The sequence below is a fragment of the Pseudomonas sp. P5_109 genome (genome assembly GCF_034009455.1).
In the GTDB taxonomy this organism is placed as follows: Bacteria; Pseudomonadota; Gammaproteobacteria; order Pseudomonadales; family Pseudomonadaceae; genus Aquipseudomonas.
Genome location: NZ_CP125380.1, coordinates 1,874,744 through 1,896,357, shown reverse-complemented (window position 1 = coordinate 1,896,357; position 21,614 = coordinate 1,874,744). Strand labels below are relative to the sequence as shown.

Sequence of the window (21,614 nt, the reverse complement as noted above, 5' to 3'; positions counted from 1 at the left end):
GCACATTAGAACGCGGTCAACTGTGGGAGCGGGCTTGCTCGCGAAGAGGCCAGAGTGTTCACCTCAGATCCCGCAGAGCTGCCGCAACAGCCCGGTATCCAGATGCTTCTCCACCAGATCCGCCAGCCGCTCGATATCACGCTCGCGCAAGGCGTGGTAATCCACGGCTTGCACATCCTGCAACCCGGCCCAGCGCAGCAGCGCACTGCACGCCGCCGGCGATTCGAACAGCCCGTGCAGGTAGGTACCGAAAATCTGTCCGTCAGCACTTTGCGCACCATCGCAGCGGCCGTCATCCAGTTGCACGGCCGCATTTTCCAGGGCCGGCCCGGTGGTCACGCCTGCGTGAATCTCATAACCCGCCACCGGCGCATCTTCCAGCGCCAGGCGACCACGCACATTGCGTAACTGCTTCTCTTGTTCGAGCTGGGTCTGGAGCGCCAGCAGCCCCAAACCGGCGCTGGAACCCGGCGCGCCTTCGAGGCCCAGCGGGTCATGCACTTGCTCACCGAGCATCTGCAGGCCGCCACAGATCCCCAGCAGTTTCCCGCCGTAACGAAGATGCCGGGCAATGGCGGTGGCCCAACCGTTGGCCCGCAGATACGCGAGGTCGCTGCGCACACTTTTCGAACCGGGAAGAATGATCAGGTCGGCGGGTGGAATCGCCTGGCCGGGGCCGATGAATTGCAGGTCCACTTGCGGATGCAGGCGCAGCGGATCGAAATCGGTGTGATTGCTGATGCGCGGCAGCACCGGCACCACCACCTTCAGCACCTGTTCGGCTTTGACAGTCTGGCGTTGATCGATGCCGTCCTCGGCCTCCAGGTGCAGGTCCATCACGTACGGCAGCACGCCGATCACCGGTTTGCCGGTGCGCTCTTCGAGCCAGTCGAGACCGGGTTGCAGCAACGCGATGTCGCCGCGAAAACGATTGATCACGAACCCTTTGACCCGTGCCTGTTCGCTCGCTGACAGCAACTCCAGTGTACCGAGCAAATGCGCGAAAACCCCGCCGCGATTGATATCGGCGATCAGCAGCACCGGGCAATCCACCGCTTCGGCGAAGCCCATGTTGGCAATGTCGCCGGCGCGCAGATTGATTTCCGCCGGCGAGCCCGCGCCCTCGACCATCACCAGCGGATACGCCGCACTCAAGCGTTCGTGGGAGGCCAGCACCGCTTGCATGGCGATGGTTTTGTAGTCGTGATAGGCAACGGCGTTCATGGTGGTGACGGCGCGGCCATGGATGATCACCTGGGCACCGGTGTCACTGTTGGGCTTGAGCAACACCGGATTCATGTCGGTGTGCGGTTCAAGGTTCGCGGCCTGGGCCTGTACCGCCTGGGCGCGGCCGATCTCGCCACCATCGGCGGTCACCGCACTGTTGAGGGCCATGTTCTGCGGCTTGAACGGCACCACCCGGGTGCCTTGGCGCGTGGCCCAACGGCACAGCGCGGTCACCAGCGTGCTTTTACCGGCATCCGATGTGGTGCCCTGCACCATCAGCGTGGTCATTGGTTTTCCTTGGCGAAATCTTCGAATGCCTGCGCCAGTCGTGCCCAGGCGCTGTCGTCACCAGGCAAGCCGAAGCGCAGGCTGCTGTTGTGCGTGAACAACCGCAGGAGAATGCCGCGCTGGGCCATGAATTCATGCAGCTCTTCGGCGCGCTCGGTGATCAGCCACTGGAACAGCGCACAACCGCCCTGGGGCTGGAACCCGTGTTGTTCCAGCAGCGTCGCCAGGCGTTCGCCGGCCTCGTCGGTGCGTGCCCGTTGCCGCGCCTGCCCCTGGGTATCGCGCAAGCAGGCCTGGCCCACGACCCGGGTTGCCCCGCTCACAGCCCACGGCCCGACTTGTTCTGCCAGCAACTTGAGCAACTTGCGCTCGGCCAGCACAAACCCCAGGCGCACACCGGCCAGGCCAAAAAACTTGCCGAAGGAGCGCAAGACGATCAACCCGACTTGATGGGCAAACGGCGCCAGGCTCAGTTGCGGCGAGTTATCCATGAACGCTTCGTCCACCACCAGCCAGCCACCGCGCTGGGCCAGTCGCGCGTGCCAGTCGAGCAGGCGAGCGGGCGTCAGGCTCAGGCCTGTGGGATTATTCGGATTGACCACCACCAGCACGTCGAGACTGTCGACAAAGAAATCGACTTCGTGCTCCAGCACTTCACGCACGATGTAGCCGTTGCGACGCCACGCTTCGGCGTGCTCGGCGTAACACGGCGACAACACACCCACCTTGCCCGCCCGACGCAAACGCGGCAGCAGCTGGATCGCCATTTGCGAGCCGGCCACCGGCAATGCCTGCAAGGTGCCGTAGTAATCACAGGCGGCCTGTTCCAGACCATCGTCCGCCTCCGGCAAACGAGCCCAGGCCCGCAGCGGAATATCCGGCACCGGGAACGGCCAGGGCGCAAGGCCCGTCGACAGGTCCAGCCAGTCGGCCTCCTCTATGCCGTATTCGAGCGCTGCCTTGCGCAATCGTCCACCGTGCTCAAGCATAAAATTCGGCCCCTATGCAGAGAATCAGCAGCCATAACCATACCCCGCGCTTCACCAGTTGCCAGCCCCGCTCAATGGCGTCGGCATCCGCCGGCACGCCTTCGCCCAACTGCGGACGCTGATGCAATTCGCCGTGATAAATCGCCGCCCCGCCCAACTCGACGCCCAGGGCACCCGCCCCTGCCGCCATCACCGGGCCGGCGTTCGGACTGTCCCAGGTCGGCCCCTGGGTGCGCCAGCATTTCAGCGCCAGCCGGGTTTTGCCCAGCAGCGCGTAAGTCAGTGCCACCAGGCGCGCGGGGACGTAATTGAGTACGTCGTCGATCTTCGCCGCCGCCCAGCCGAACCGCTCGAAGCGCTCGTTGCGATAACCCCACATCGCATCCAGCGTGTTGCTCAGGCGGTAAAGAACCACGCCCGGCACACCGGCCACGGCAAACCAGAACAATGCGGCGAACACCGCGTCGCTGCCATTTTCCAGCACCGACTCGGTGGCGGCACGGGCGACTTCGGTTTTATCCAGATCACTGGTTTTACGGCTGACCAGATAACTCACGCGTTTGCGTGCCTCATCAAGATCATCGCCGCGCAAAGCCTGGGCCACAGGCGTGACGTGTTCACCGAGGCTGCGCATGCCGAGGGCGCAATAGAGCGCGAGAATCTCGACGATCCAGCCGACGTAAGGTGCCCAGGAGAATGCCGTGGCCAACAGCACCAGCGGCAACACGGCGATCACCCACGCGGTGACGCCATGGCTGCGCCAGCCGCGACCGCCGCCGTTGAAACGTTGCTCGATGCGGTCGGCAAATCGGCCGAACGCCACCAGCGGATGCCAGCGTTTGGGCTCACCCAGCAGCGCATCCAGCGCAACCGCGGCGACACTCAACAACGCCACACTCATTGACTCACTCCCCAATAATTTTCGTACAGCAATTCATGTAGCGGACGCGCCTGCGCCCAGCCTTCAAGCACCAGCATCGGCGCCGGATAAAACTCCTTGACCGGCCCCAGGCACAGCACCGCGAGCGGTTTGGCGCCTGCTGGCAACCTCAACAGATCGGCCAGGGCTTGCGGCTCGAACAGCGACACCCAGCCCATGCCCAACCCTTCGGCGCGCGATGCCAGCCACAGGTTCTGGATCGCACAGGACAGCGAGGCCATGTCCATTTCCGGCAAGGTGCGGCGACCGAAGATATGCTGTTCACGATCGTCCATCAGTGCGGCGACCAGTACCTCGGCGCAATCGTTGATGCCTTCGACCTTGAGCTTCATGAACTCATCGCTGCGCTCGCCGAGGGCTTCGGCGGTGCGGATGCGCTCTTCTTCCACCAGGGCCTGGATTTGCCCGCGCAAGGCGCGATCACTGATGCGGATGAAGCGCCAGGGCTGCATCAGGCCGACACTGGGCGCCTGATGCGCGGCCTCGAGCAGGCGCCGCAGCAACTCGGGTTCGACCGTGCCGCCGCTGAAGTGGCGCATGTCGCGGCGTTCGGCGATGACGCGGTAGACCGCTTGGCGTTCGGCTTCAGAGAATGCGTTGTCGCTCATGGCCTCTTCGCGAGCAAGCCCGCTCCCACAGGGTTTAGGTGATCCTTCGTAGGCGCTGGCTTGCCAGCGAAGGCGGCCTCAAGGTGCGGCGCAAACAGCGCGGCAATCGCCGAGGGATTGGACGGAAAATAAAAGTGCACATAAGAGGCAGTCATGCGCCCTTCACGGTAAACCGCCTCCGCTCCGCGCCCGCCATTCGGGCTCAAGCCCCGGGCAATCGGTTCCAGCCCAGTGGTTGTCAGCGAATGGTGATAGGTGTGCCCGCGCAGCGAACCTTCCGGCAATTCCACCGCTTGCAATGCCAGCGCCGCCAGACGTTTTTGCATGACCGCGTCACCGGCCAGCAAGCCCACCAGTTCGGCGCGCGTGCCCTCGACATCGGTCAGGGAATCGAGCAGATACAGCATGCCGCCACACTCGGCGAGCAAGGGTTTGCCTGCCTGGTGGTGGGCGCGGATCGCGTCGAGCATCGCGGTGTTTTGCGCCAGCGCGACATGGTGCAGTTCCGGGTAACCACCCGGCAGATACAGGCTGTCCGCCTCCGGCAACGCACGGTCGCGAATAGGCGAGAAGAACGACAACTCGGCGCCCATCGCCCGCAGCAAATCCAGGCTCGCGCCGTAGGTGAACGCAAAGGCTTCATCACGGGCCACGGCAATGCGCACACCGGCCAGCAACGGTTCGGCAACGATGACATCCGGGGCGGCGAACTCGACTGCCGGCGGCAACGCGACCTCGCAACTGCTGGCCAAGGCATCGGCTGCCGCATCGAGGCGCAGGTCGAGATCGTTCAACTCACTGGCCTGCACCAGGCCAAGGTGGCGGCTCGGCAATTCGATCCCGGTTTCCCGGGACAGCGCGCCGTACCAGCGCAAACCTTCGGTCAGGCTGCCTTCGAGCAGTTGCGCGTGGCGCAGCGTGCCGACACGATTGGCCAACACCCCGGCGAACGGCAAGTCCGGCTGATAACGCGCCAGCCCCAAGGCGAGTGCGCCAAAGGTCTGGGCCATGGCCGTGCCATCGATCACACCCAACACCGGCACACCGAAATGCCGCGCCAGATCAGCGCTCGACGGCGTACCGTCGAACAGCCCCATGACGCCTTCGATCAGGATCAGATCGGCTTCAGCGGCGGCTTCCCACAGCAACCGGCGACTCTCCTGCTCGCCGACCATCCACATGTCCAACTGATACACCGGCGCACCGCTGGCGCGTTCGAGGATCATCGGATCGAGAAAGTCGGGGCCGCACTTGAACACGCGAACCTTGCGTCCCTGATTGCGATGCAATCGGGCCAGCGCCGCGGTGACGGTGGTCTTGCCCTGGCCGGAAGCCGGCGCGGCAATCAGTACCGCCGGACAGTGCCGAGGCTGACTCACAATTCGACGCCTTTCTGCGCTTTGATCCCGGCCTGGAAGGCGTGTTTGATCACACCCATTTCGGTGACGGTGTCAGCCATCTCGATCATTTCCGGCTTGGCGGCACGCCCGGTGACTACCACGTGTTGCATCGGCGGTCGAGCCTGCAAGTCGCTGAGTACCTGATCGAGATCGAGGTAGCCGTGCTTGAGGGCGATGTTCAGCTCATCCAGCACCACCAGACCGATGGACGGGTCGCGCAGCAGTTCCCGGGACACCGCCCAGGCGGCTTCGGCGGCGGCGATGTCGCGCTGGCGGTCCTGGGTTTCCCAGGTAAAGCCTTCGCCCATCACATGAAAACGCACCTGCTCGGGAAAGCGCCGGAAGAACAACTCTTCGCCCGTGCTGTTGCGGCCCTTGATGAACTGCACCACGCCGCATTGCATGCCGTGCCCCATGGCGCGGGCGAGCATGCCGAAGGCTGAACTGCTCTTGCCCTTGCCGTTGCCGGTCAGCACCAGTAGCAGGCCACACTCGTTCGGGGAATTGGCGATGCGCTCGTCGATCACCGCTTTTTTGCGCTGCATGCGCGCCAGGTGGCGTTCGTCACGATCGGGGGTATCAGTCATGGGGGAGCTCTCCGTTGAGGCAGGAATAACGGCGGGCAGGCACAAGAATAGAAGGCAACAAGCCTGGCATCGCCCACCGTGATGCCGCTGGATGAATCAGGCCGGTCTCCGGGCTCATGAGTGGCCGAGGGGCCAGACTGTGCGCCTTCCCGCATCGAATCGACACAGTGGCATCACACACAGTTTTCACTCATTTACCGTTGCGGGGGCAGCGCCGGAATCGCGGGTCTTCGACCAACAGAAGAACTCACTCACCGGCTTCCCTGTTTCACTCTGTCGACCCAAGTCACAGAGCACCTGAAACAAGCCGCGAAGGTTAGAGGGTTGGGGATGGAGCGTCAATTAAAGCCGGGAGGCGAGTGGCCGAATAACTGTCCTCAATCAATAAACCGACGTCAATCTTGTGTCACGCCCTCAGCGATGATATCAAAGAGCCATAACCCCACAACACAATAACAAGGGTGAGCCCATGCAAGGCATGATCATCAGCAATCCAAAGCTGGAATTCCTGCGCCCGGTGCTCGAACGCTGGTTCGAATGCATCGACCGCTACAACGCCGTCCGCGGCGATGGCGACACACCGTACTGGCACGACGAAAAAGCCAATCTCGGCCTGCTGTCTGCCGCCGCCTGGATGGCCGACATGGTCACACTGCAACAGACGCCCACTCGCAAACAGACCGAAGAAGGCGAACGCAACAGTCGCGCCGACCTGCTCCTCGCCTCGGCCGAAACCCGTGCTTATCTCCAGACCAGCCAGCGCTGGCCACGCGTCAACAGCCTCAACCTGACCCAGGCCCTGCTCGACATCGCCAGCGATGCGAAGCGCGTGAGCCATGCCAGCGACCTGAAACTCGGCTGCCTGTTCGTCGCCCCGCAAAAAGCCCAGCAAGGCGCCACACCGGAAGAACTCCAGGACATGGTCGACGACCTGCAAAAGGAACACACCTGCGCGGTCGCCTGGTATTTCCCCTACGCCTATCGCAAGTTGCGCAACGAAGCCGGTAACTATCACCCCGGTATTGCCGTGCTGTTCAAGGAGGCTCGCGGTTGAGGGTTGAACCATCGCACGTCAACGCTTCTCTATGATTAGAACAAGGCATTCATAGGGAACATCAGCATGCGCAAGATCCCGCTCGTTCTCGTTATCGCACTCTGCGGAGGGCTCACCGCTTGTGGCGAGACCTCCACACTGCAAGTCTCCGATGGCACCGGTCCGTCACCCCAACTACCAAACCCCAACAAAACCCTGATCCCGACCCTGAACATCGCCCCGGCCATCGGCTGGCCGCAGGGTGCGAAACCCGTCGCTGCCGCGGGCACTCAAGTGGCCGCATTTGCCGAAGACCTGGACCACCCGCGCTGGCTTTATGTGCTGCCCAATGGCGACGTACTGGTGGCGGAAACCAGCGCGCCCCCCAAACCCGAAGACGGCAAAGGCATTCGCGGCTGGGTGATGAAGAAAGTCATGGGGCGTGCCGGATCTACCGTGCCCAGCCCGAACCGCATCACGTTGCTACGGGACAAGGACCACGACGGCATCGCGGAAACCCGCACGGTGTTTGTGCAAAACCTCAACTCGCCCTTCGGCATGACGCTGGTCGGCAACGACCTGTATGTGGCCGACACTGACAGCCTGCTGCGCTTTCACTATGAAAGTGGCGATACGCAGATCAAGTCACCGCCAATCAAGGTGATCGACCTGCCGGGTGGCCCGCTTAACCACCACTGGACCAAAAACGTCATCGCCAGCAAGGACGGCAGCAAGCTCTACGTCACCGTGGGCTCCAACAGTAACGTCGCCGAAAACGGCATGGACAAGGAAGAAGGTCGCGCCGCGATCTGGGAAGTGGACCGCGCCACCGGCCAGCACCGGATCTTCGCCTCCGGCCTGCGCAACCCCAACGGCATGGCCTGGGAATCCCACTCGGGCGCGCTGTGGACTGCCGTCAATGAACGGGATGAAATCGGTAGCGACCTGGTGCCGGACTACATCACCTCGGTCAAGGATGGCGGTTTCTATGGCTGGCCCTTCAGTTACTACGGCCAGCATGTCGATATTCGCGTCGAGCCACAAAACCCGGATCTGGTGGCCAAGGCTATCGCTCCGGACTACGCCGTCGGCCCGCATACCGCATCACTGGGCCTGACCTTTGCCGACAACAGCAAGCTACCGGCACCGTTCACCCAAGGGGCATTCATCGGTCAGCACGGCTCGTGGAACCGCAAGCCCCACAGTGGCTACAAAGTGATTTTCGTACCGTTCAGCGCAGGCAAACCTTCGGGTAAACCGGTTGAAGTGCTCACTGGTTTCCTCAACGACAAGGAACAAGCCATGGGCCGGCCGGTGGGCGTAGTAATCGACCAGCTGGGTGATCTGTTGGTGGCCGATGATGTGGGGAACAAGGTATGGCGGGTGTCGGCAGTCAAGTAAATTTCCAACCGCCAACCTACACCCAATGTGGGAGCGGGCTTGCTCGCGAATGCGGTTTGCCAGCCAACATTAATAGCGACTGACACGACGCCTTCGCGAGCAAGCCCGCTCCCACAGGGTTCAGCTCATGACCATCAACTGCGGACCTTACGGATTGCGCGCCAGATGCTCAGGCTGCAGAACACGCTTGGCGCTCAGATAGGCTTTTTGCCAATAGGTCTTGGACAGACTGTCGAGCTTCACGGTGCCGCCAGTGGCCGGTGCGTGGACGAAGCGCCCTTCTCCCACGTAGATACCGGCATGACTGACCTGGGAACCGCCATTGGTGGCGAAGAAAAGCAGGTCACCGGTTTGCAGGCCTTCCTTGCCCACATTCGCCGCCTGCATGGAGATCATCTCGCGAGTGGTGCGCGGCAAGGCAATGCCAGCGACATCGCGGTACACGTAGGCGATCAGGCCGCTGCAATCAAAGCCGGAATCCGGCGTGTTGCCACCCCAGCGATAAGGCGTGCCCACCAGGCCGAGCGCGCGAAACAGCACGTCTTCCGCCTCGGGCGAAAAAGCTTGCGGGGAGCCGAATACGATGGGAGCGCGAACCACCGGCGCAGGAGGCGGTGTGCGGCTGGCGCAGGCACTGAGCAGCGCTGCGAAGAACATGATTGCGAGGCGGGCCGACGTCGTCATAAGCAGAGCATCCTGATCTGGCTGCGGCTTTTTCTGCCGGGAGTGCAGAAAAGAAAACCGCCTGCGCGGGACGCAGGCGGTTTGCCATCATTCATACATCAGGATTCTAGCGCTTATATGGCAAACTTCAAGTAAGACTTTAAGTTTGCCTTACAAACTGTGCGCTTATTTGCGAGCAGTGACGATTGGCGACGCGTTAGGTGCCATTGCCAGGGCGCGCTTGGCTTCGATGAAGGTCTTGTTCCAGTAGCTGTCGCCCAGGCTATCGATTCGCACACCACCGCTGCGGCGGCTGCTGGAGTGGATGAACTGGTTGTCACCCAGGTAGATCCCGGCATGACTGACGCGACCGCGACGGCCGTTGGTTGCGAAGAACAGCAGGTCACCCGGCTCGAGCTTGCTGCGCGAGACCAATGGAGCGTCCACGTTGATCATTTCGCGGGTGGAGCGTGGCAGGTTCATGCCCGCTTCTTCGCGGAACAGGTAGCCGATGAAACCACTGCAATCGAAGCCGGCTTCAGAAGTACCGCCGAAACGGTAACGGGTACCGATCAGGGACATGCCACGTTCGAGGATGCTGTCGGCCAGAACCGGAAGCTGGTAGGACTTGCCGCCAGCGAAGTCTGCGAGTTCTTTTTCGGTAGCCAGCTCTTCCTGGAAGAGAGCGGAAGACTGGGCAGTAGCCGATTGTTGAACCTGCGGTTGCGGAGCTTGCTGGGCCACTGGAGTGTGGGCAGCGCAACCGAACAGCAGGGTGACGAGTGCGAGAGGCACGAGGGGTGCGAAGCGATTTAGCATGGGCACGACCGTGGCTGAAGTTGTAAAGAAGTCGAGACTATGCCCGCTATCGACCTCATTTGCAAATTCAATCAATCTTTTTGTGACTTCTTGGTTTCCCGTTTACATCTAAGCGCTTAAGCCCATTTTAAACGTGCACGCGGCCTGCAACCTTGCAGGAAAGCGCGATTTCTGGCGCCTGAAATATGCCAAAAACGCTGAAAGCCCCGGTTTCAGCGGGCTTACCAGCCGAGGGTTTCTTTCAAAAACGGGATCGTCAGCTTACGCTGAGCCTGGAGGGAGGCCTGGTCGAGACGCTCGAGCAGCTCGAAAAGCGCACTCATGCTGCGGGTACCGCGCGTCAAAATGAAATGCCCGACTTCATCGGTCAGATGCAGGCCGCGACGGGATGCGCGCAATTGCAGGGCACGCAATTTGTCCTCGTCGGACAACGGACGCATCTGGAAGATCAAGGCCAGGGTCAGGCGCGACTTGAGATCCGCCAGCTTCACCGGCAGCTCGCGCGGGGATGTCGACGCGGCAATCAGCAACCGTCGACCGCTGTCGCGCAAGCGATTGAACAGATGGAACAACGCCTCTTCCCAGTCCGCTCGCCCGGCAACCACTTGCAAATCATCCAGGCAGACCAGTTCGTACTGTTCCAGGTTGTCGAGGATTTCGATACCGCGATCGAGCAACTCGGCCAACGGCAGATAGACCGCCGGCTCCCCCAGTTGTTCGAAGCGCAAGCAGGCTGCCTGCAACAGGTGCGTGCGCCCTACTCCGTCCTTGCCCCAGAGGTAGATCAGGCTTTCGGTCCACCCGGCGTCGGCTTCGCACAGCCGCTCGACATAGCCGAGTGCAGCGGCATTGGCGCCTGGGTAGTAGTTGATAAAGGTGGCGTCGTCACGCAGACGCACACCTAGGGGCAGCTGAATCGGTTTCATGCTGACTGAACAGTTCCAAAGGAACCGTTAGTGGCCTCTGTGTAAAGTTTGCGAAGTTTATACCCGTGAGCCGGGTCGGCACAATGCGACAGACCACAAGCAAAATCAAAGGTTTGCGTTATTGCACCGGTTTTATGACAGATTCTTTGGCGGTGCATGTGACAGTTGCGCGATGCAGGCAGGCTGACCCGGCTCGAACCCGGGCAACCCGCGACCGCCCATCGACGCCCCTTACAGCTCCGGTTCGTCGACTCCGCCGTAGATTTCAGAATCCTTATACAAATCATGCACATGACGCACCAGCACCATGATCACCGCCGCGACCGGCAATGCCAGTAGCACACCGGTAAAGCCAAACAGCTCACCACCGGCCAGAATCGAGAAAATCACCGCCACCGGGTGCAGGCCAATCCGGTCACCGACCAGCAACGGCGTCAGCACCATACCCTCCAGCGCCTGGCCGACCATGAACACCGCGACAATACCGAGCATCGGGTAAAGATCGCCGCCGAACTGGAACAGGCCCGCAACCAGCGCTGCGCCAATGCCAATGATAAACCCCATGTACGGCACGATCGCCGCCAGACCGGCAATCAGGCCAATCAACAAACCCAGCTCCAGCCCGACCAGCATCAGCCCTGCCGCGTAGATCACGCCCAAGGCCACCATCACCAGCAACTGCCCGCGAACGAACGCCCCGAGCACTTCATGGCACTCACCCGCCAGCGACACCGCACGCTCTTCACGCTCACGGGGCAGCAGGCCGCGGATCTTGGCCATCATCAGGTCCCAATCGCGCAGCAAGTAGAAGCTCACCACCGGAATCAACACCAGATTCGCCAGCCAGCCGATCAACGCCAGGCCCGAGGCAGTGGCATGGCTCAGCACCACGCCGACGACATCGGTGGTCTGACTCATGTGCTCGCTGATGGCTGCCTTCAGCTTGTCGAACTTCCAGAAACCGTCCGACAGGCCGAACTTCGATTGCGCCCAGGGCAACGCCGTGTGCTGTATCCAGTCGAGCATCTGCGGGGCCAGCTCATACAAACGAAACAGCTGCCTGGCGAGCAGCGGCACCAACACCAACAGCAGCGCGGTGAAGATCAAGGTAAACAGGGTAAACACCGCCACTACACCCCAGGTTCGAGACAAACCCGCCTTCTCCAGTCGATCCACCAGCGGGTCGAACAGGTAGGCCAACAGCAGCGCCACCAGAAACGGTGTCAGGATCGGATGCAACAACCAGACAAACACACAAAGCAGGACCACCCCACCGAGCCAGAACCAACGCCGCGTATCGGCCATGAACCACTCCATTGCTTCTATATAAAGAAAGAAAAACTACCAGCGAAAACGCAACTGCGGTGTCGGGGCTGGCACCGGGGCTGCTACGGCAGCACCACCGGCGGCGGGCTGAACCGGCGCTGCCGGAGCCGGTGCCTGACCTGCTGGCGTTTCCTGCAACCTCGCCAGCGACAGTTGTGCACGTAGCTGGTCGACGCTGCCATTGACCCGATAGACGATCCGGTCGCCGTCGACACTTTGCACGCGCCCGCCAAAGGGTTCCAGCAAGCGCCCAAGGGACGCATAGTGCTCAAGATTCATGCCTTGCACTTCCAGCAACTGCGCACTCGAAGCACCAGGCTTGGCGACGAACCGCGGCGCCAGGGTCTCGTTGACCGCCAGCATCACCGCATCGGCCACGGCAGCCTGATCGGCGCCCTGCACACTGCCGGTCTCTTTTTTATCCCCCAGCCACAATTGCCACTTGGCTTGCCATTGGCCACCCTCTTCCTTGGCGTGTACCGCAAGCAGAGCATCGGCGTTGTAGCGCTCCGAGGCCGCATGCAATGGCGCCGGATCTGCGCCCTCCAGATTCGGCGCAGTCGCGACGATCTGCTCGTTCAGGTCCGCCAATGGCAAGCGCAATGGCAAGCCACGGTGTTGAGCAGCCCGCCGCAGCGGCACCGCGCTGGCCTGGCCGTCGCCGATCAGGCTGGATCCCTCGGTGGAATCGTTCAGCCACCAGCCGAGGATCGACGGCCGATTCGCCCCCCACAAGGCCAGGCCGGCGCGGCGCATGGCCTGCTCGGTGGTGCCAGGATCGAAATCGACTTTAAGGACTTCCGGCGGCCCGGCTTCAAAGCCATATTGGCTGATGATCTGTTGCGGATCTTTGCGAATCGCTGCCAGCCCCGGACTTTGAGCGGCCTTGGGATCACCGGTCAGGCGCAACACCAAGGTATCCAACGCACGCTGGGTCGCCTGATCGCGTTCCTCGGGCGACTGGCCATTCACCGGCTCGCGCACCTGATAAAGGCCTTTGACGGTTTCGGCATGACTGACCAGGCTGACCACGGACAAACAACTCACAAGCAAGAATTTACAAAAACGCATGGAAGATTCCTGACGACAAGAGCGGCTGGAACAGACCGCATGAAGACGATCGAGCAAGGCTGTGACCATTGCCCGACGCAAAACATTCACACGTCCCGGGTAAGTTTTCGCACTGTCATAACGATAGACGGTTAATCGCGATACCTTATACAGCCATGCAGGATGCCACCAACACCGCGCCTCAACGGTTTTTTTTGAGCAGATATGGCCCTGCTGTCGGCCTGAGGATGGCCGCTGCGGCTCAAGCCTGATAAAATCGCGCGCCTTCGCAGACCGGCAACAGCCGGGCACCCTCGAAATTCGCGTGAGGCAATCGCCTTCGTCGATTTCGGCGGCCCCGCTGAACTCGGTCGTTACCCCTGAATCCCCCCTAAAGGCCTGGATCATGAGCAAGCAACCCTCCCTGAGCTACAAGGACGCCGGTGTAGACATCGACGCCGGTGAAGCATTGGTCGAACGCATCAAGAGCGTCGCCAAGCGCACTGCGCGCCCGGAAGTCATGGGCGGCCTGGGCGGTTTCGGCGCCCTCTGCGAAATCCCGGCCGGCTACAAGCAGCCTGTGCTGGTTTCCGGTACTGACGGCGTCGGCACCAAGCTGCGCCTGGCACTGAACCTGAACAAGCACGACAGCATCGGCATCGACCTGGTTGCCATGTGCGTCAACGACCTGGTGGTGTGCGGCGCCGAGCCGCTGTTCTTCCTCGACTACTACGCTACCGGCAAACTCAACGTCGAAACCGCGACCCAGGTCGTGACCGGCATCGGCGCTGGCTGCGAACTGTCGGGTTGCTCCCTGGTTGGCGGCGAAACCGCTGAAATGCCAGGCATGTACGAAGGCGAAGACTACGACCTGGCCGGCTTCTGCGTCGGCGTCGTGGAAAAATCCGAAATCATCGACGGTTCCAAGGTTGCTGCCGGCGATGCCCTGCTCGCCTTGCCGTCTTCCGGCCCGCACTCCAACGGCTACTCGCTGATCCGCAAGATCATCGAAGTGTCCGGCGCGGACATCGAAAACACCCAGCTCGACGGCAAGCCGCTGACCGACCTGCTGATGGCCCCGACCCGCATCTACGTGAAGCCGCTGCTCAAGCTGATCAAGGAAACCGGCGCTGTCAAAGCCATGGCCCACATCACCGGTGGCGGCCTGCTGGACAACATCCCGCGCGTTCTGCCAAAAGGCGCACAAGCCGTGGTTGACGTCGCGAGCTGGACCCGTCCTGCCGTGTTCGACTGGCTGCAAGAGAAAGGCAACGTCGACGAAAACGAAATGCACCGCGTGCTGAACTGCGGCGTCGGCATGGTCATCTGCGTCGCTCAAGAGCACGTTGAAACCGCGCTGAATGTACTGCGTGAAGCCGGCGAGCAGCCTTGGGTCATCGGCCAGATCTCCACCGCTGCCGAAGGCGCGGCTCAGGTTGAACTGAAGAACCTCAAGGCTCATTGATGTCTCAGACCTGTGATGTGGTGGTGCTGTTGTCCGGCACCGGCAGTAACTTGCAGGCCCTGATCGACAGCACGCGGACCGGCGACAGCCCGGTCCGCATCGCCGCGGTGATTTCCAACCGCGCCGACGCCTACGGCCTGCAACGCGCCAGGGACGCGGGTATCGACACCCGCACCCTGGATCATAAGGCTTTCGAAGGCCGCGAGGCCTTCGACGCCGCGCTGATCGAACTGATCGACGCCTTCAACCCCAAACTCGTGGTACTGGCCGGATTCATGCGCATTCTCAGCGCTGGCTTCGTACGCCACTACCAGGGTCGCCTGCTCAATATCCATCCCTCGCTGCTACCCAAATACAAAGGGTTACACACTCATCAGCGCGCGCTGGAGGCCGGCGACACCGAGCACGGCTGCTCCGTGCATTTCGTCACCGAGGAACTCGATGGCGGACCACTGGTCGTACAGGCTGTAATACCGGTAGAGTTACAGGATTCGCCGCAGAGTCTGGCGCAGCGGGTCCATGTTCAGGAACACCTGATCTACCCGTTGGCCGTACGCTGGTTTGCCGAAGGTCGTCTAGCCCTCGGCGAGCAAGGTGCTTTACTGGATGGACAGATACTCGCGGCCAGCGGCCACTTGATTCGAAACTAGGAGATTTTATGCGTCGCGCCCTGCTCTTCGCTTGCGCTCTGCTCGCCTTGCCCTTCGCCCAGGCGGCAGACCTTCAACCCTTCTCCGCCAGCTACACCGCCGACTGGAAACAGCTGCCCATGAGCGGCACCGCCGAGCGCAGCCTGGAAAAAACCAGCGACGGTAAATGGAAACTGAGTTTCAAGGCGTCGATGATGATCGCCAGCCTGTCCGAGGAAAGCACCCTGACCCTGGACAAGGACACGCTGCTTCCAGAGTCCTACCACTTTGAACGTGGCGGCTTGGGCAAGGCAAAGAAATCGGACCTGGATTTCGACTGGAACACCAAGATGATCACCGGCACCGATCGCGGTGACGCCGTCAAGCTCCCCCTCAACCGTGGCATGGTCGACAAATCAACCTACCAGTTGGCGCTGCAACACGATGTCGCCGCTGGCAAGAAGACCATGAGCTATCAAGTGGTCGACGGCGGCGAAGTCGACACTTATGACTTCCGCGTATTGGGTTCGGAAAAAGTCGACACCAAGGCTGGCCAGATCGATGCGATCAAGGTTGAGCGCGTGCGCGACCCAACGCAAAGCAAACGCATCACCGTGATGTGGTTCGCCAAGGACTGGGATTACCTGCTGGTCCGCCTGCAACAGGTCGAAAACGACGGCAAGGAGTACAACATCATGCTCCTGGACGGCACGGTCAACGGTAAGGCTGTCAAAGGCAGCTGATCCGGATCGATACGAAAAAGCCCCGCCATCGCGGCAACGTAGTTTGCGTAAGCAATTAAACCCCTGCGAGCTTCTCCGAAAATCCGATGCCAGACCTCTGGCATCGGATTTTTTACTGCTGAACAGGAACCGCTCGCCCTCGGCAACTCTTTAGCCCATACGACATTAATACCCGCACTTCATACATCCCCGCTGAAAAACCTTCGAACACAAGAATATAGATACTTTAAGAAACCAGATTTAAGTACCGGGAATTTTTTAGCACCCAAACTCTTAGATCTTCCCTGACGCCTTAACCCTACAAGCCACGTCGTAATTCCCCACAGCAATTTCTTAATCTAAAAAAAACGGGTGAAATATTGCATTTTCAGAAACAGCCTACAGCCAGGATCAACACTTCTCCTATAATCTGGCGCTCCCAATAAATTAAGGAGCGACCTTAATGGCGAGCCATAGCTACATGAGTATTACCGGTAAGCATCAAGGGAAGATTTCTGCCGGCTGCTCAGGCCAAAGTTCTATCGGCAATAAGTGCCAATTCGGTCATCAGGACGAAATCATGGTGCTGGCTTTTTCGCATGATATGGTTGCAGGCAATGACGGAAGCATTACCGGTGGTCGCGGTAAACACATGCCTATCATGATAACCAAAGCCATCGACAAATCATCACCACTGCTGGCGAGCGCACTGCATGGTGGTGAAGAATTGGACTGCACCATCAATTTATACAGGACTGCCTCGACTGGAGGGCAAGAACGGTATTATTCCATTCGCCTCACAGGGGCGCGTATTGCACATATCAGTCAGCAGGTACCCCATGCAATTCGCATGAATGATGCCGAGCCGCAAGAGTTGGTATCTATTCGATATAGAGATATTGTTTGGGCGCACATTCCGGGAGCAACAAGCGCTTACAGTAGCTGGATGAATGATAATGAATGAAACTTCCTGTGATATTCATGACGTGACCAGAGCGGCGTCAGATTTAGTTGCAGCTGGCTGCAGCATAGGCATGACGCACATCCCTGATGGCATGGAGCGGCTACGATTTGGATCGATTGTATCTGCCTATGCTGATGAAATTATTCAGGCCGTTGATGAGGGCGTGATAAGCGCATGGGAAGGGCTGCAGCAGATCGGGGCTGAACATGCGGAGCTAATATCCAAGTCACTTTTTTATACTCAAAACGGCATCAATATTCTAGCAGGAGGCGCACAGATTAAAGCAGGGGTAGTGGTTACAGGTGCATCTTGGGGAGTCGGAATTATACCTGGCACACTTCTAGTCAGTCATGGGGCTAACAATATCGCCGAAGGTGCGGCCAATATTTATAACGGCCCAGACATGCCTGCCACTCAAGGACCTATTCGGCGCGGCTATCAGGCGTTATTTAGGGATAGCTACAGCGGCAATATGGCGTACTACACAACAGACTTGATCTTGTCGGGTTACGGAATGTTCAGAGTTGTGCGAAAACCAGGCTCTGTACAGTTTTTTCGATTTGACCCTATTAGTAATGAGCGGAGCTATCAGCAAACTGGGAGGCTGGCTTTGCTCTTTGAAGGATTAGTTGACTCGATCACATTGAGCGCCATTTACGAAGAAAACCAATCAACACTTAATAATCCATAATACTGGATGATGCGCTGCTATTTTATGTCATGCCGCGCATTCTTGGAATGTAAAAGCGCAAGCCAAGCAATACTATAAACACATAGGTTGTTAAATAAGCAATTTTCAAGGCTCGACCTTCAAGCGGGATTATCTCAGTAATTACCCAGACCACCATTCCCATGACCGGAATTGAACACCCTAAAACCAAGAGAGTGACTGCGATATGGTATCGAATATTTTCAAGATTCATTAGCCATCATATCCAACCGATGTGAGCATCGAGATTAATACGGCCTTGCAAAACAAATCAACACTTCTTCGGACGGCACCAGAAAAGCATTTGTAATTGAATTTGACTGGCGGCGATGACTGAACTGATTGGCTGTCCGAAGAAAAACACCCTGACCGTCGACAAGGGCACCGGTAGTGGCGACGCGGTCAATATTGCCCTCAACCGCGGCATGCTCGACAAATCCACCTACCAGCTGGCGCTGCAGCATGACGTGGCCGCCGGCAAGAAAAGCATGAGCTATCAGGTCGTCGATGATGGCGAAGTCGATACCTACGACTTCCGCGTGCTGGGTTCGGAAAAAGTCGAAACCAAGGCTGGCCAGATCGATGCGATCAAGGTCGAGCGCGTGCGCGACCCAACACAAAGCAAGCGCATCACCGTGCTGTGGTTCGCCAAGAATTGGGATTACCTGCTGGTTCGCCTGCAACAGGTCGAGACCGATGGCAGGGAGTACAACATCATGCTCCTGGACGGTGCGGTGAACGGCAACTCGGTTAAGGGCAGTTGAACGAAGCCCCGCGAATGCGGTAATGCTGTTCACTTTACGTTGGAGGGCTCCAGGTGGATATTTGGATTAGGTGTATATCCATTCCTGCGGTAACGGCCACCTATGGTTTTGCTCTTACAGCGAGTCACTTGGAAAAGCCTGCGCAGAACCTCCACTCGGCCTCTCGATATAGGGCAAGAAAATCAAAAAGCCAAAGCCAAAGCCAAAGCGAGGCGGCCTGACAGCCGACCTGATTGCAGGTCTGTGCGCGATCCAATTGTAGGAGCGCGCCTGCTCCGGGCGGCGTTCCGACGATGGACTTCCAGACAACGCAGTCATCCAGACAGGGCGCTTTATCGTTGGCGACCATCGCGAGCAAGCTCGCTCCTACAGGGAAACGTGTTCACTAGAAACAGGTCGGCTGTCAGGCCGCCTCGCTTTGCTTTTGATCGTGGCGCCCCATTAAACCACGATGGCCGAACGCAGGCATTGCGTAGTGGGTAAACCGGCAGGACGCCGGTTTAGCCGCGCTGGGCCATGGATGGCCCATCGCGGCGACCCACGGAGCAATGCCGGAGAGAGGGCATGCCGAGCCTAGGCGAGGCACCGAGTGGTGGGGCAAGAGCCTTTTGGTTCCTTTTTGGCGTTTGAAAAAGGGACTCGCCGTAAGGGCGAAACCATAAGTGGCCGTTACCGCAGCAATGGATATCCCCCCAATCCAGTTTTTAACAACCCCATGCTTAAGTGAACAGCATTGCGCGAATGCGGGGCTTTTTTTTGAAGATCAAAAGATCGCAGCCTGCGGCAGCTCCTACAGAAGGAATGCGGAACGCACGCGCGGTGTAATGCTCTATACCTTCAAGGTCTTTCTTGATCGAATGACTTTTCCTGCTGCCTGCGAGGTTTCCCATGACTGTCACCGTCAACACTGTCTCCGCCGAAGGTTTGCGCCACAGCGTCCAAATCGATGAACACGAACTCTTCGCCGACGCGCCCGTCACGGCCGGCGGTGAAGGCTCGGCGCCGGAGCCTCACGATTATTTCGATGCCGCGCTGGGTGCCTGCAAAGCCCTGACCCTGAAAATGTATGCGAGGAAGAAAGACATCCCGTTGACCGGAGTCGGCGTCGAGGTCAAGCGCGACAACAGCCTGGAGCAGAAAGGCCAGTACGTGCTTCACGTCAAACTGACCCTCAAGGGCGTACTCACCGACGCCCAGCGCGAAGAACTGCACCGCGTGGCCGATCGTTGCCCGATCCACAAGCTGATGACCACGTCTGAAGTCAGCATCGAAACGCATTTGTCCGAAGGACCGTTCAGCCAATAGCGGCACGGGCTGAAAAGGCGGGTTATGCTCGAACGCATCTCCCGCTCAGCCTGGAACGCACCATGAACACTCCGCTCGTGATCCGCCCCCGCACCGAAGATGTCGAAGGCCAACCGATTCTGCGCCCGTTGCCATCCGCCAAGTGCCGCAGCGTCGGGCCATTCGTGTTTTTCGACCACATGCTGGAAACCCGTTACCCACCGGGCAAGGGTATGAACATTCGCCAGCATCCACACATTGGCCTGTCCACCCTCACCTACCTGTTCCAGGGGCAAATCCAGCACAAGGACAGCCTCGGCTCCGATCAAGTGGTCGGGACTGGCGACGTCAGCTGGATGACGGCCGGCAGCGCCATCGCCCACGTCGAACGCACGCCCGCGGCCCTGAAAGAAAGCGGTTTCACGATGCACGGCTTGCAGATCTGGCTGGCATCGCCCAAGGACAAAGAACAAGGTCCCGGGCATTACAGCCACCATCCAGCGGCCACCTTGCCGGTCAGCGAAAACCTGGGGGTGAAGATTCGCATGATCGCCGGGTCAGGCTTTTGCCTGGAATCACCAGTACCTGTGCTGTCTCCTACGCTGTACGCGGAACTGCACCTGCAAACGGCGACGACATTGCTCATCCCCACCGAGCATGAAGAACGGGCGCTGTATGTGTTGAGCGGTGACGTGCAACTGGATGGCGAGCCGCTTCAGCCGCATTCGCTGGTGGTGCTGCCTGCCGGGGAAGAAATGACTCTGTTTGCTGAAAGCGACAGTCACGCCGTGCTGTTTGGCGGCGCTGCGCTGGACGGACCACGGCGGATCAACTGGAATTTTGTCGCGAGCGATCCGGCGGCGATTGATGAAGCACGCCGGCGCTGGGCGGCCGGGGATTGGCCGACGGTGCCGGGGGAAGTTGAGAGGATCGAATTGCCCTGAGGTTTTGGTTGCCTATGGAACCGCCTTCGCGAGCAAGCCCGCTCCCACATTGGAACGCGATCAAATGTGGGAGCGGGCTTGCTCGCGAAGAGACCGGCTCAGGCACCGGCAAAGTCGATGCCTGACACCAGATCAACCCTTGAACACTTCATCCAGCAGGTTATGCATCGACGTGAATGCCCGGGCAGCGACCTTGGCGTCGTACATCATCATCCCCGGCACATTCGCATGCGGGTCGGTGAACGAGTGGAACGCACCGCCGTAACTCAGCAACTGCCAGTCGACACCGGCCGCGTTCATTTCATCCTCGAACGCTGGCAACTGCTCCTTCGGCACCAGTGGATCGGAAGCGCCGTGCAGTACCAGCACCTTACCCTTGATGTTTTTCGCATCAGCCGGGTTCGGCGTATCCAGCGTGCCGTGGAACGACACCGCGGCCTTCACTGGCGCGCCGGTACGGGAGAACTCCAGGGCACAGCAACCGCCGAAGCAGAAACCGTAGGTCGCCAGCTTCGACGTATCCACTGCCGCCTCGCCCTGACCCTGCAACTGCTCGAATGCCACCTGCATGCGCTTGCGCAGCAACGCACGGTCATTCTTCAACGGCATCATTGCCGCGCCCGCCTCGTCATTGTTCGTCGGGCGAACCGCTTGACCATAAAGGTCCGCGATCAGCACCACATAGCCTTTGGCTGCCACGGACTTGGCGATCTCCTCGGCACCGGCGCTGACGCCCATCCAGTTCGGCGCCATCAACAAACCCGGACGCGGGCCTTTATGGTCGGCGTCGAAGGCCAGACGGCTTTCGTAAGCCTGGCCATCAATCTGATAGGCAACGGAACGTACAGTGATTTGGCTCATTTCTGACTCCTGATT

General features: G+C 59.8%; 23 protein-coding genes, 1 pseudogene and 1 riboswitch. Of the genes and pseudogenes, 10 read left to right on the top strand and 14 right to left on the bottom strand.

Annotation, left to right across the window (positions count from 1 at the left end):
* Nucleotides 1-63: 63 nt before the first annotated feature.
* Genes QMK54_RS08500 through cobO form a run of 6 tightly spaced genes read right to left on the bottom strand, consistent with a single transcriptional unit; the run spans nt 64 to nt 6,039 of the window.
* Nucleotides 64-1,515 carry a cobyric acid synthase gene (locus QMK54_RS08500; RefSeq protein WP_320402343.1) on the bottom strand — a complete coding sequence of 484 codons (1,452 nt, stop codon included), beginning with the start codon at nt 1,513-1,515 and terminating at the stop codon, nt 64-66.
* Nucleotides 1,512-2,504 carry a threonine-phosphate decarboxylase CobD gene (gene cobD, locus QMK54_RS08495; RefSeq protein WP_320402342.1) on the bottom strand — a complete coding sequence of 331 codons (993 nt, stop codon included), beginning with the start codon at nt 2,502-2,504 and terminating at the stop codon, nt 1,512-1,514. Before cobD ends, QMK54_RS08500 begins: the two co-directional genes overlap by 4 nt.
* Complete coding sequence (gene cbiB / locus QMK54_RS08490; protein ID WP_320402341.1) at nt 2,497-3,405, bottom strand: adenosylcobinamide-phosphate synthase CbiB; 909 nt, start codon at nt 3,403-3,405, stop codon at nt 2,497-2,499. The genes cobD and cbiB overlap by 8 nt, the downstream gene beginning before the upstream one ends.
* A complete protein-coding gene (gene bluB, locus QMK54_RS08485) occupies nt 3,402-4,052 on the bottom strand; it encodes a 5,6-dimethylbenzimidazole synthase (RefSeq protein WP_223593350.1) in 651 nt (216 codons plus the stop codon). The genes cbiB and bluB overlap by 4 nt, the downstream gene beginning before the upstream one ends.
* Nucleotides 4,049-5,431, bottom strand: a complete 1,383-nt coding sequence (locus QMK54_RS08480) for a cobyrinate a,c-diamide synthase (RefSeq protein ID WP_110661988.1) — start codon at nt 5,429-5,431, stop codon at nt 4,049-4,051. Before QMK54_RS08480 ends, bluB begins: the two co-directional genes overlap by 4 nt.
* Entirely contained in the window at nt 5,428-6,039 is a 612-nt protein-coding gene (cobO, locus tag QMK54_RS08475; protein WP_008049722.1) for a cob(I)yrinic acid a,c-diamide adenosyltransferase, read from the bottom strand. The genes QMK54_RS08480 and cobO overlap by 4 nt, the downstream gene beginning before the upstream one ends.
* Nucleotides 6,040-6,120: 81 nt before the next feature.
* Nucleotides 6,121-6,355, bottom strand: a riboswitch (cobalamin riboswitch).
* 153 nt (nt 6,356-6,508) lie between these two features.
* Between cobO and QMK54_RS08470 the strand changes: the two genes are divergently transcribed.
* Together QMK54_RS08470 and QMK54_RS08465 are read left to right on the top strand one after the other, a co-directional pair.
* Nucleotides 6,509-7,093 (top strand): hypothetical protein, encoded by a 585-nt coding sequence (locus QMK54_RS08470; protein WP_110661989.1) that lies wholly within the window; start codon nt 6,509-6,511, stop codon nt 7,091-7,093.
* Between the two features lie 66 nt (nt 7,094-7,159).
* A complete protein-coding gene (locus QMK54_RS08465) occupies nt 7,160-8,473 on the top strand; it encodes a sorbosone dehydrogenase family protein (protein ID WP_320402340.1) in 1,314 nt (437 codons plus the stop codon).
* A 147-nt stretch (nt 8,474-8,620) separates the two neighbouring features.
* Here QMK54_RS08465 and QMK54_RS08460 read toward each other — a convergent pair whose 3' ends face one another.
* From QMK54_RS08460 to QMK54_RS08440, 5 genes are all read right to left on the bottom strand, one after another.
* Nucleotides 8,621-9,157, bottom strand: coding sequence for a C40 family peptidase (locus QMK54_RS08460; protein ID WP_110662246.1), 537 nt, complete (start codon nt 9,155-9,157; stop codon nt 8,621-8,623).
* Nucleotides 9,158-9,322: 165 nt separating this feature from the next.
* Nucleotides 9,323-9,955 carry a C40 family peptidase gene (locus QMK54_RS08455; protein WP_110662247.1) on the bottom strand — a complete coding sequence of 211 codons (633 nt, stop codon included), beginning with the start codon at nt 9,953-9,955 and terminating at the stop codon, nt 9,323-9,325.
* Between the two features lie 221 nt (nt 9,956-10,176).
* A complete protein-coding gene (gene hda / locus QMK54_RS08450; protein ID WP_007984552.1) occupies nt 10,177-10,881 on the bottom strand; it encodes a DnaA regulatory inactivator Hda in 705 nt (234 codons plus the stop codon).
* 231 nt (nt 10,882-11,112) lie between these two features.
* Nucleotides 11,113-12,186, bottom strand: coding sequence for an AI-2E family transporter (locus QMK54_RS08445; RefSeq protein WP_110662248.1), 1,074 nt, complete (start codon nt 12,184-12,186; stop codon nt 11,113-11,115).
* A gap of 36 nt (nt 12,187-12,222) precedes the next feature.
* Nucleotides 12,223-13,278 (bottom strand): DUF2066 domain-containing protein, encoded by a 1,056-nt coding sequence (locus QMK54_RS08440; RefSeq protein ID WP_223593354.1) that lies wholly within the window; start codon nt 13,276-13,278, stop codon nt 12,223-12,225.
* A gap of 385 nt (nt 13,279-13,663) precedes the next feature.
* Between QMK54_RS08440 and purM the strand changes: the two genes are divergently transcribed.
* The 5 genes from purM (at nt 13,664) to QMK54_RS08415 (ending at nt 17,728) form a co-directional block, all read left to right on the top strand.
* Complete coding sequence (purM, locus tag QMK54_RS08435) at nt 13,664-14,722, top strand: phosphoribosylformylglycinamidine cyclo-ligase (RefSeq protein ID WP_053156858.1); 1,059 nt, start codon at nt 13,664-13,666, stop codon at nt 14,720-14,722.
* Nucleotides 14,722-15,372 (top strand): phosphoribosylglycinamide formyltransferase, encoded by a 651-nt coding sequence (purN, locus tag QMK54_RS08430; RefSeq protein ID WP_110659459.1) that lies wholly within the window; start codon nt 14,722-14,724, stop codon nt 15,370-15,372. The genes purM and purN overlap by 1 nt, the downstream gene beginning before the upstream one ends.
* Nucleotides 15,373-15,380: 8 nt before the next feature.
* A complete protein-coding gene (locus QMK54_RS08425) occupies nt 15,381-16,094 on the top strand; it encodes a DUF3108 domain-containing protein (RefSeq protein ID WP_110659458.1) in 714 nt (237 codons plus the stop codon).
* Nucleotides 16,095-16,536: 442 nt separating this feature from the next.
* Nucleotides 16,537-17,037, top strand: coding sequence for an Hcp family type VI secretion system effector (locus QMK54_RS08420; protein ID WP_320402339.1), 501 nt, complete (start codon nt 16,537-16,539; stop codon nt 17,035-17,037).
* A complete protein-coding gene (locus QMK54_RS08415; RefSeq protein ID WP_320402338.1) occupies nt 17,030-17,728 on the top strand; it encodes a DUF4225 domain-containing protein in 699 nt (232 codons plus the stop codon). Before QMK54_RS08420 ends, QMK54_RS08415 begins: the two co-directional genes overlap by 8 nt.
* Before the next feature lie 22 nt (nt 17,729-17,750).
* On the opposite strand, the gene QMK54_RS08410 is transcribed toward QMK54_RS08415, so the two are convergent.
* Nucleotides 17,751-17,960, bottom strand: a complete 210-nt coding sequence (locus QMK54_RS08410; RefSeq protein ID WP_320402337.1) for a hypothetical protein — start codon at nt 17,958-17,960, stop codon at nt 17,751-17,753.
* 127 nt (nt 17,961-18,087) lie between these two features.
* Here QMK54_RS08410 and QMK54_RS08405 point away from each other — a divergent pair.
* Nucleotides 18,088-18,510: pseudogene (locus QMK54_RS08405) on the top strand (DUF3108 domain-containing protein); the annotation flags it as partial.
* A 719-nt stretch (nt 18,511-19,229) separates the two neighbouring features.
* On the opposite strand, the gene QMK54_RS08400 reads toward QMK54_RS08405, so the two are convergent.
* Nucleotides 19,230-19,400: a hypothetical protein gene (locus tag QMK54_RS08400; RefSeq protein WP_320402336.1), complete on the bottom strand. Its 171-nt coding sequence runs from the start codon at nt 19,398-19,400 to the stop codon at nt 19,230-19,232.
* Between QMK54_RS08400 and QMK54_RS08395 the strand changes: the two genes are divergently transcribed.
* Nucleotides 19,399-19,815, top strand: a complete 417-nt coding sequence (locus QMK54_RS08395; protein WP_320402335.1) for an OsmC family protein — start codon at nt 19,399-19,401, stop codon at nt 19,813-19,815. The genes QMK54_RS08400 and QMK54_RS08395 overlap by 2 nt on opposite strands.
* A gap of 62 nt (nt 19,816-19,877) precedes the next feature.
* A complete protein-coding gene (locus QMK54_RS08390) occupies nt 19,878-20,738 on the top strand; it encodes a pirin family protein (RefSeq protein ID WP_223593357.1) in 861 nt (286 codons plus the stop codon).
* A gap of 132 nt (nt 20,739-20,870) precedes the next feature.
* On the opposite strand, the gene QMK54_RS08385 is transcribed toward QMK54_RS08390, so the two are convergent.
* Complete coding sequence (locus QMK54_RS08385; protein ID WP_320402334.1) at nt 20,871-21,599, bottom strand: dienelactone hydrolase family protein; 729 nt, start codon at nt 21,597-21,599, stop codon at nt 20,871-20,873.
* Nucleotides 21,600-21,614: the final 15 nt, after the last annotated feature.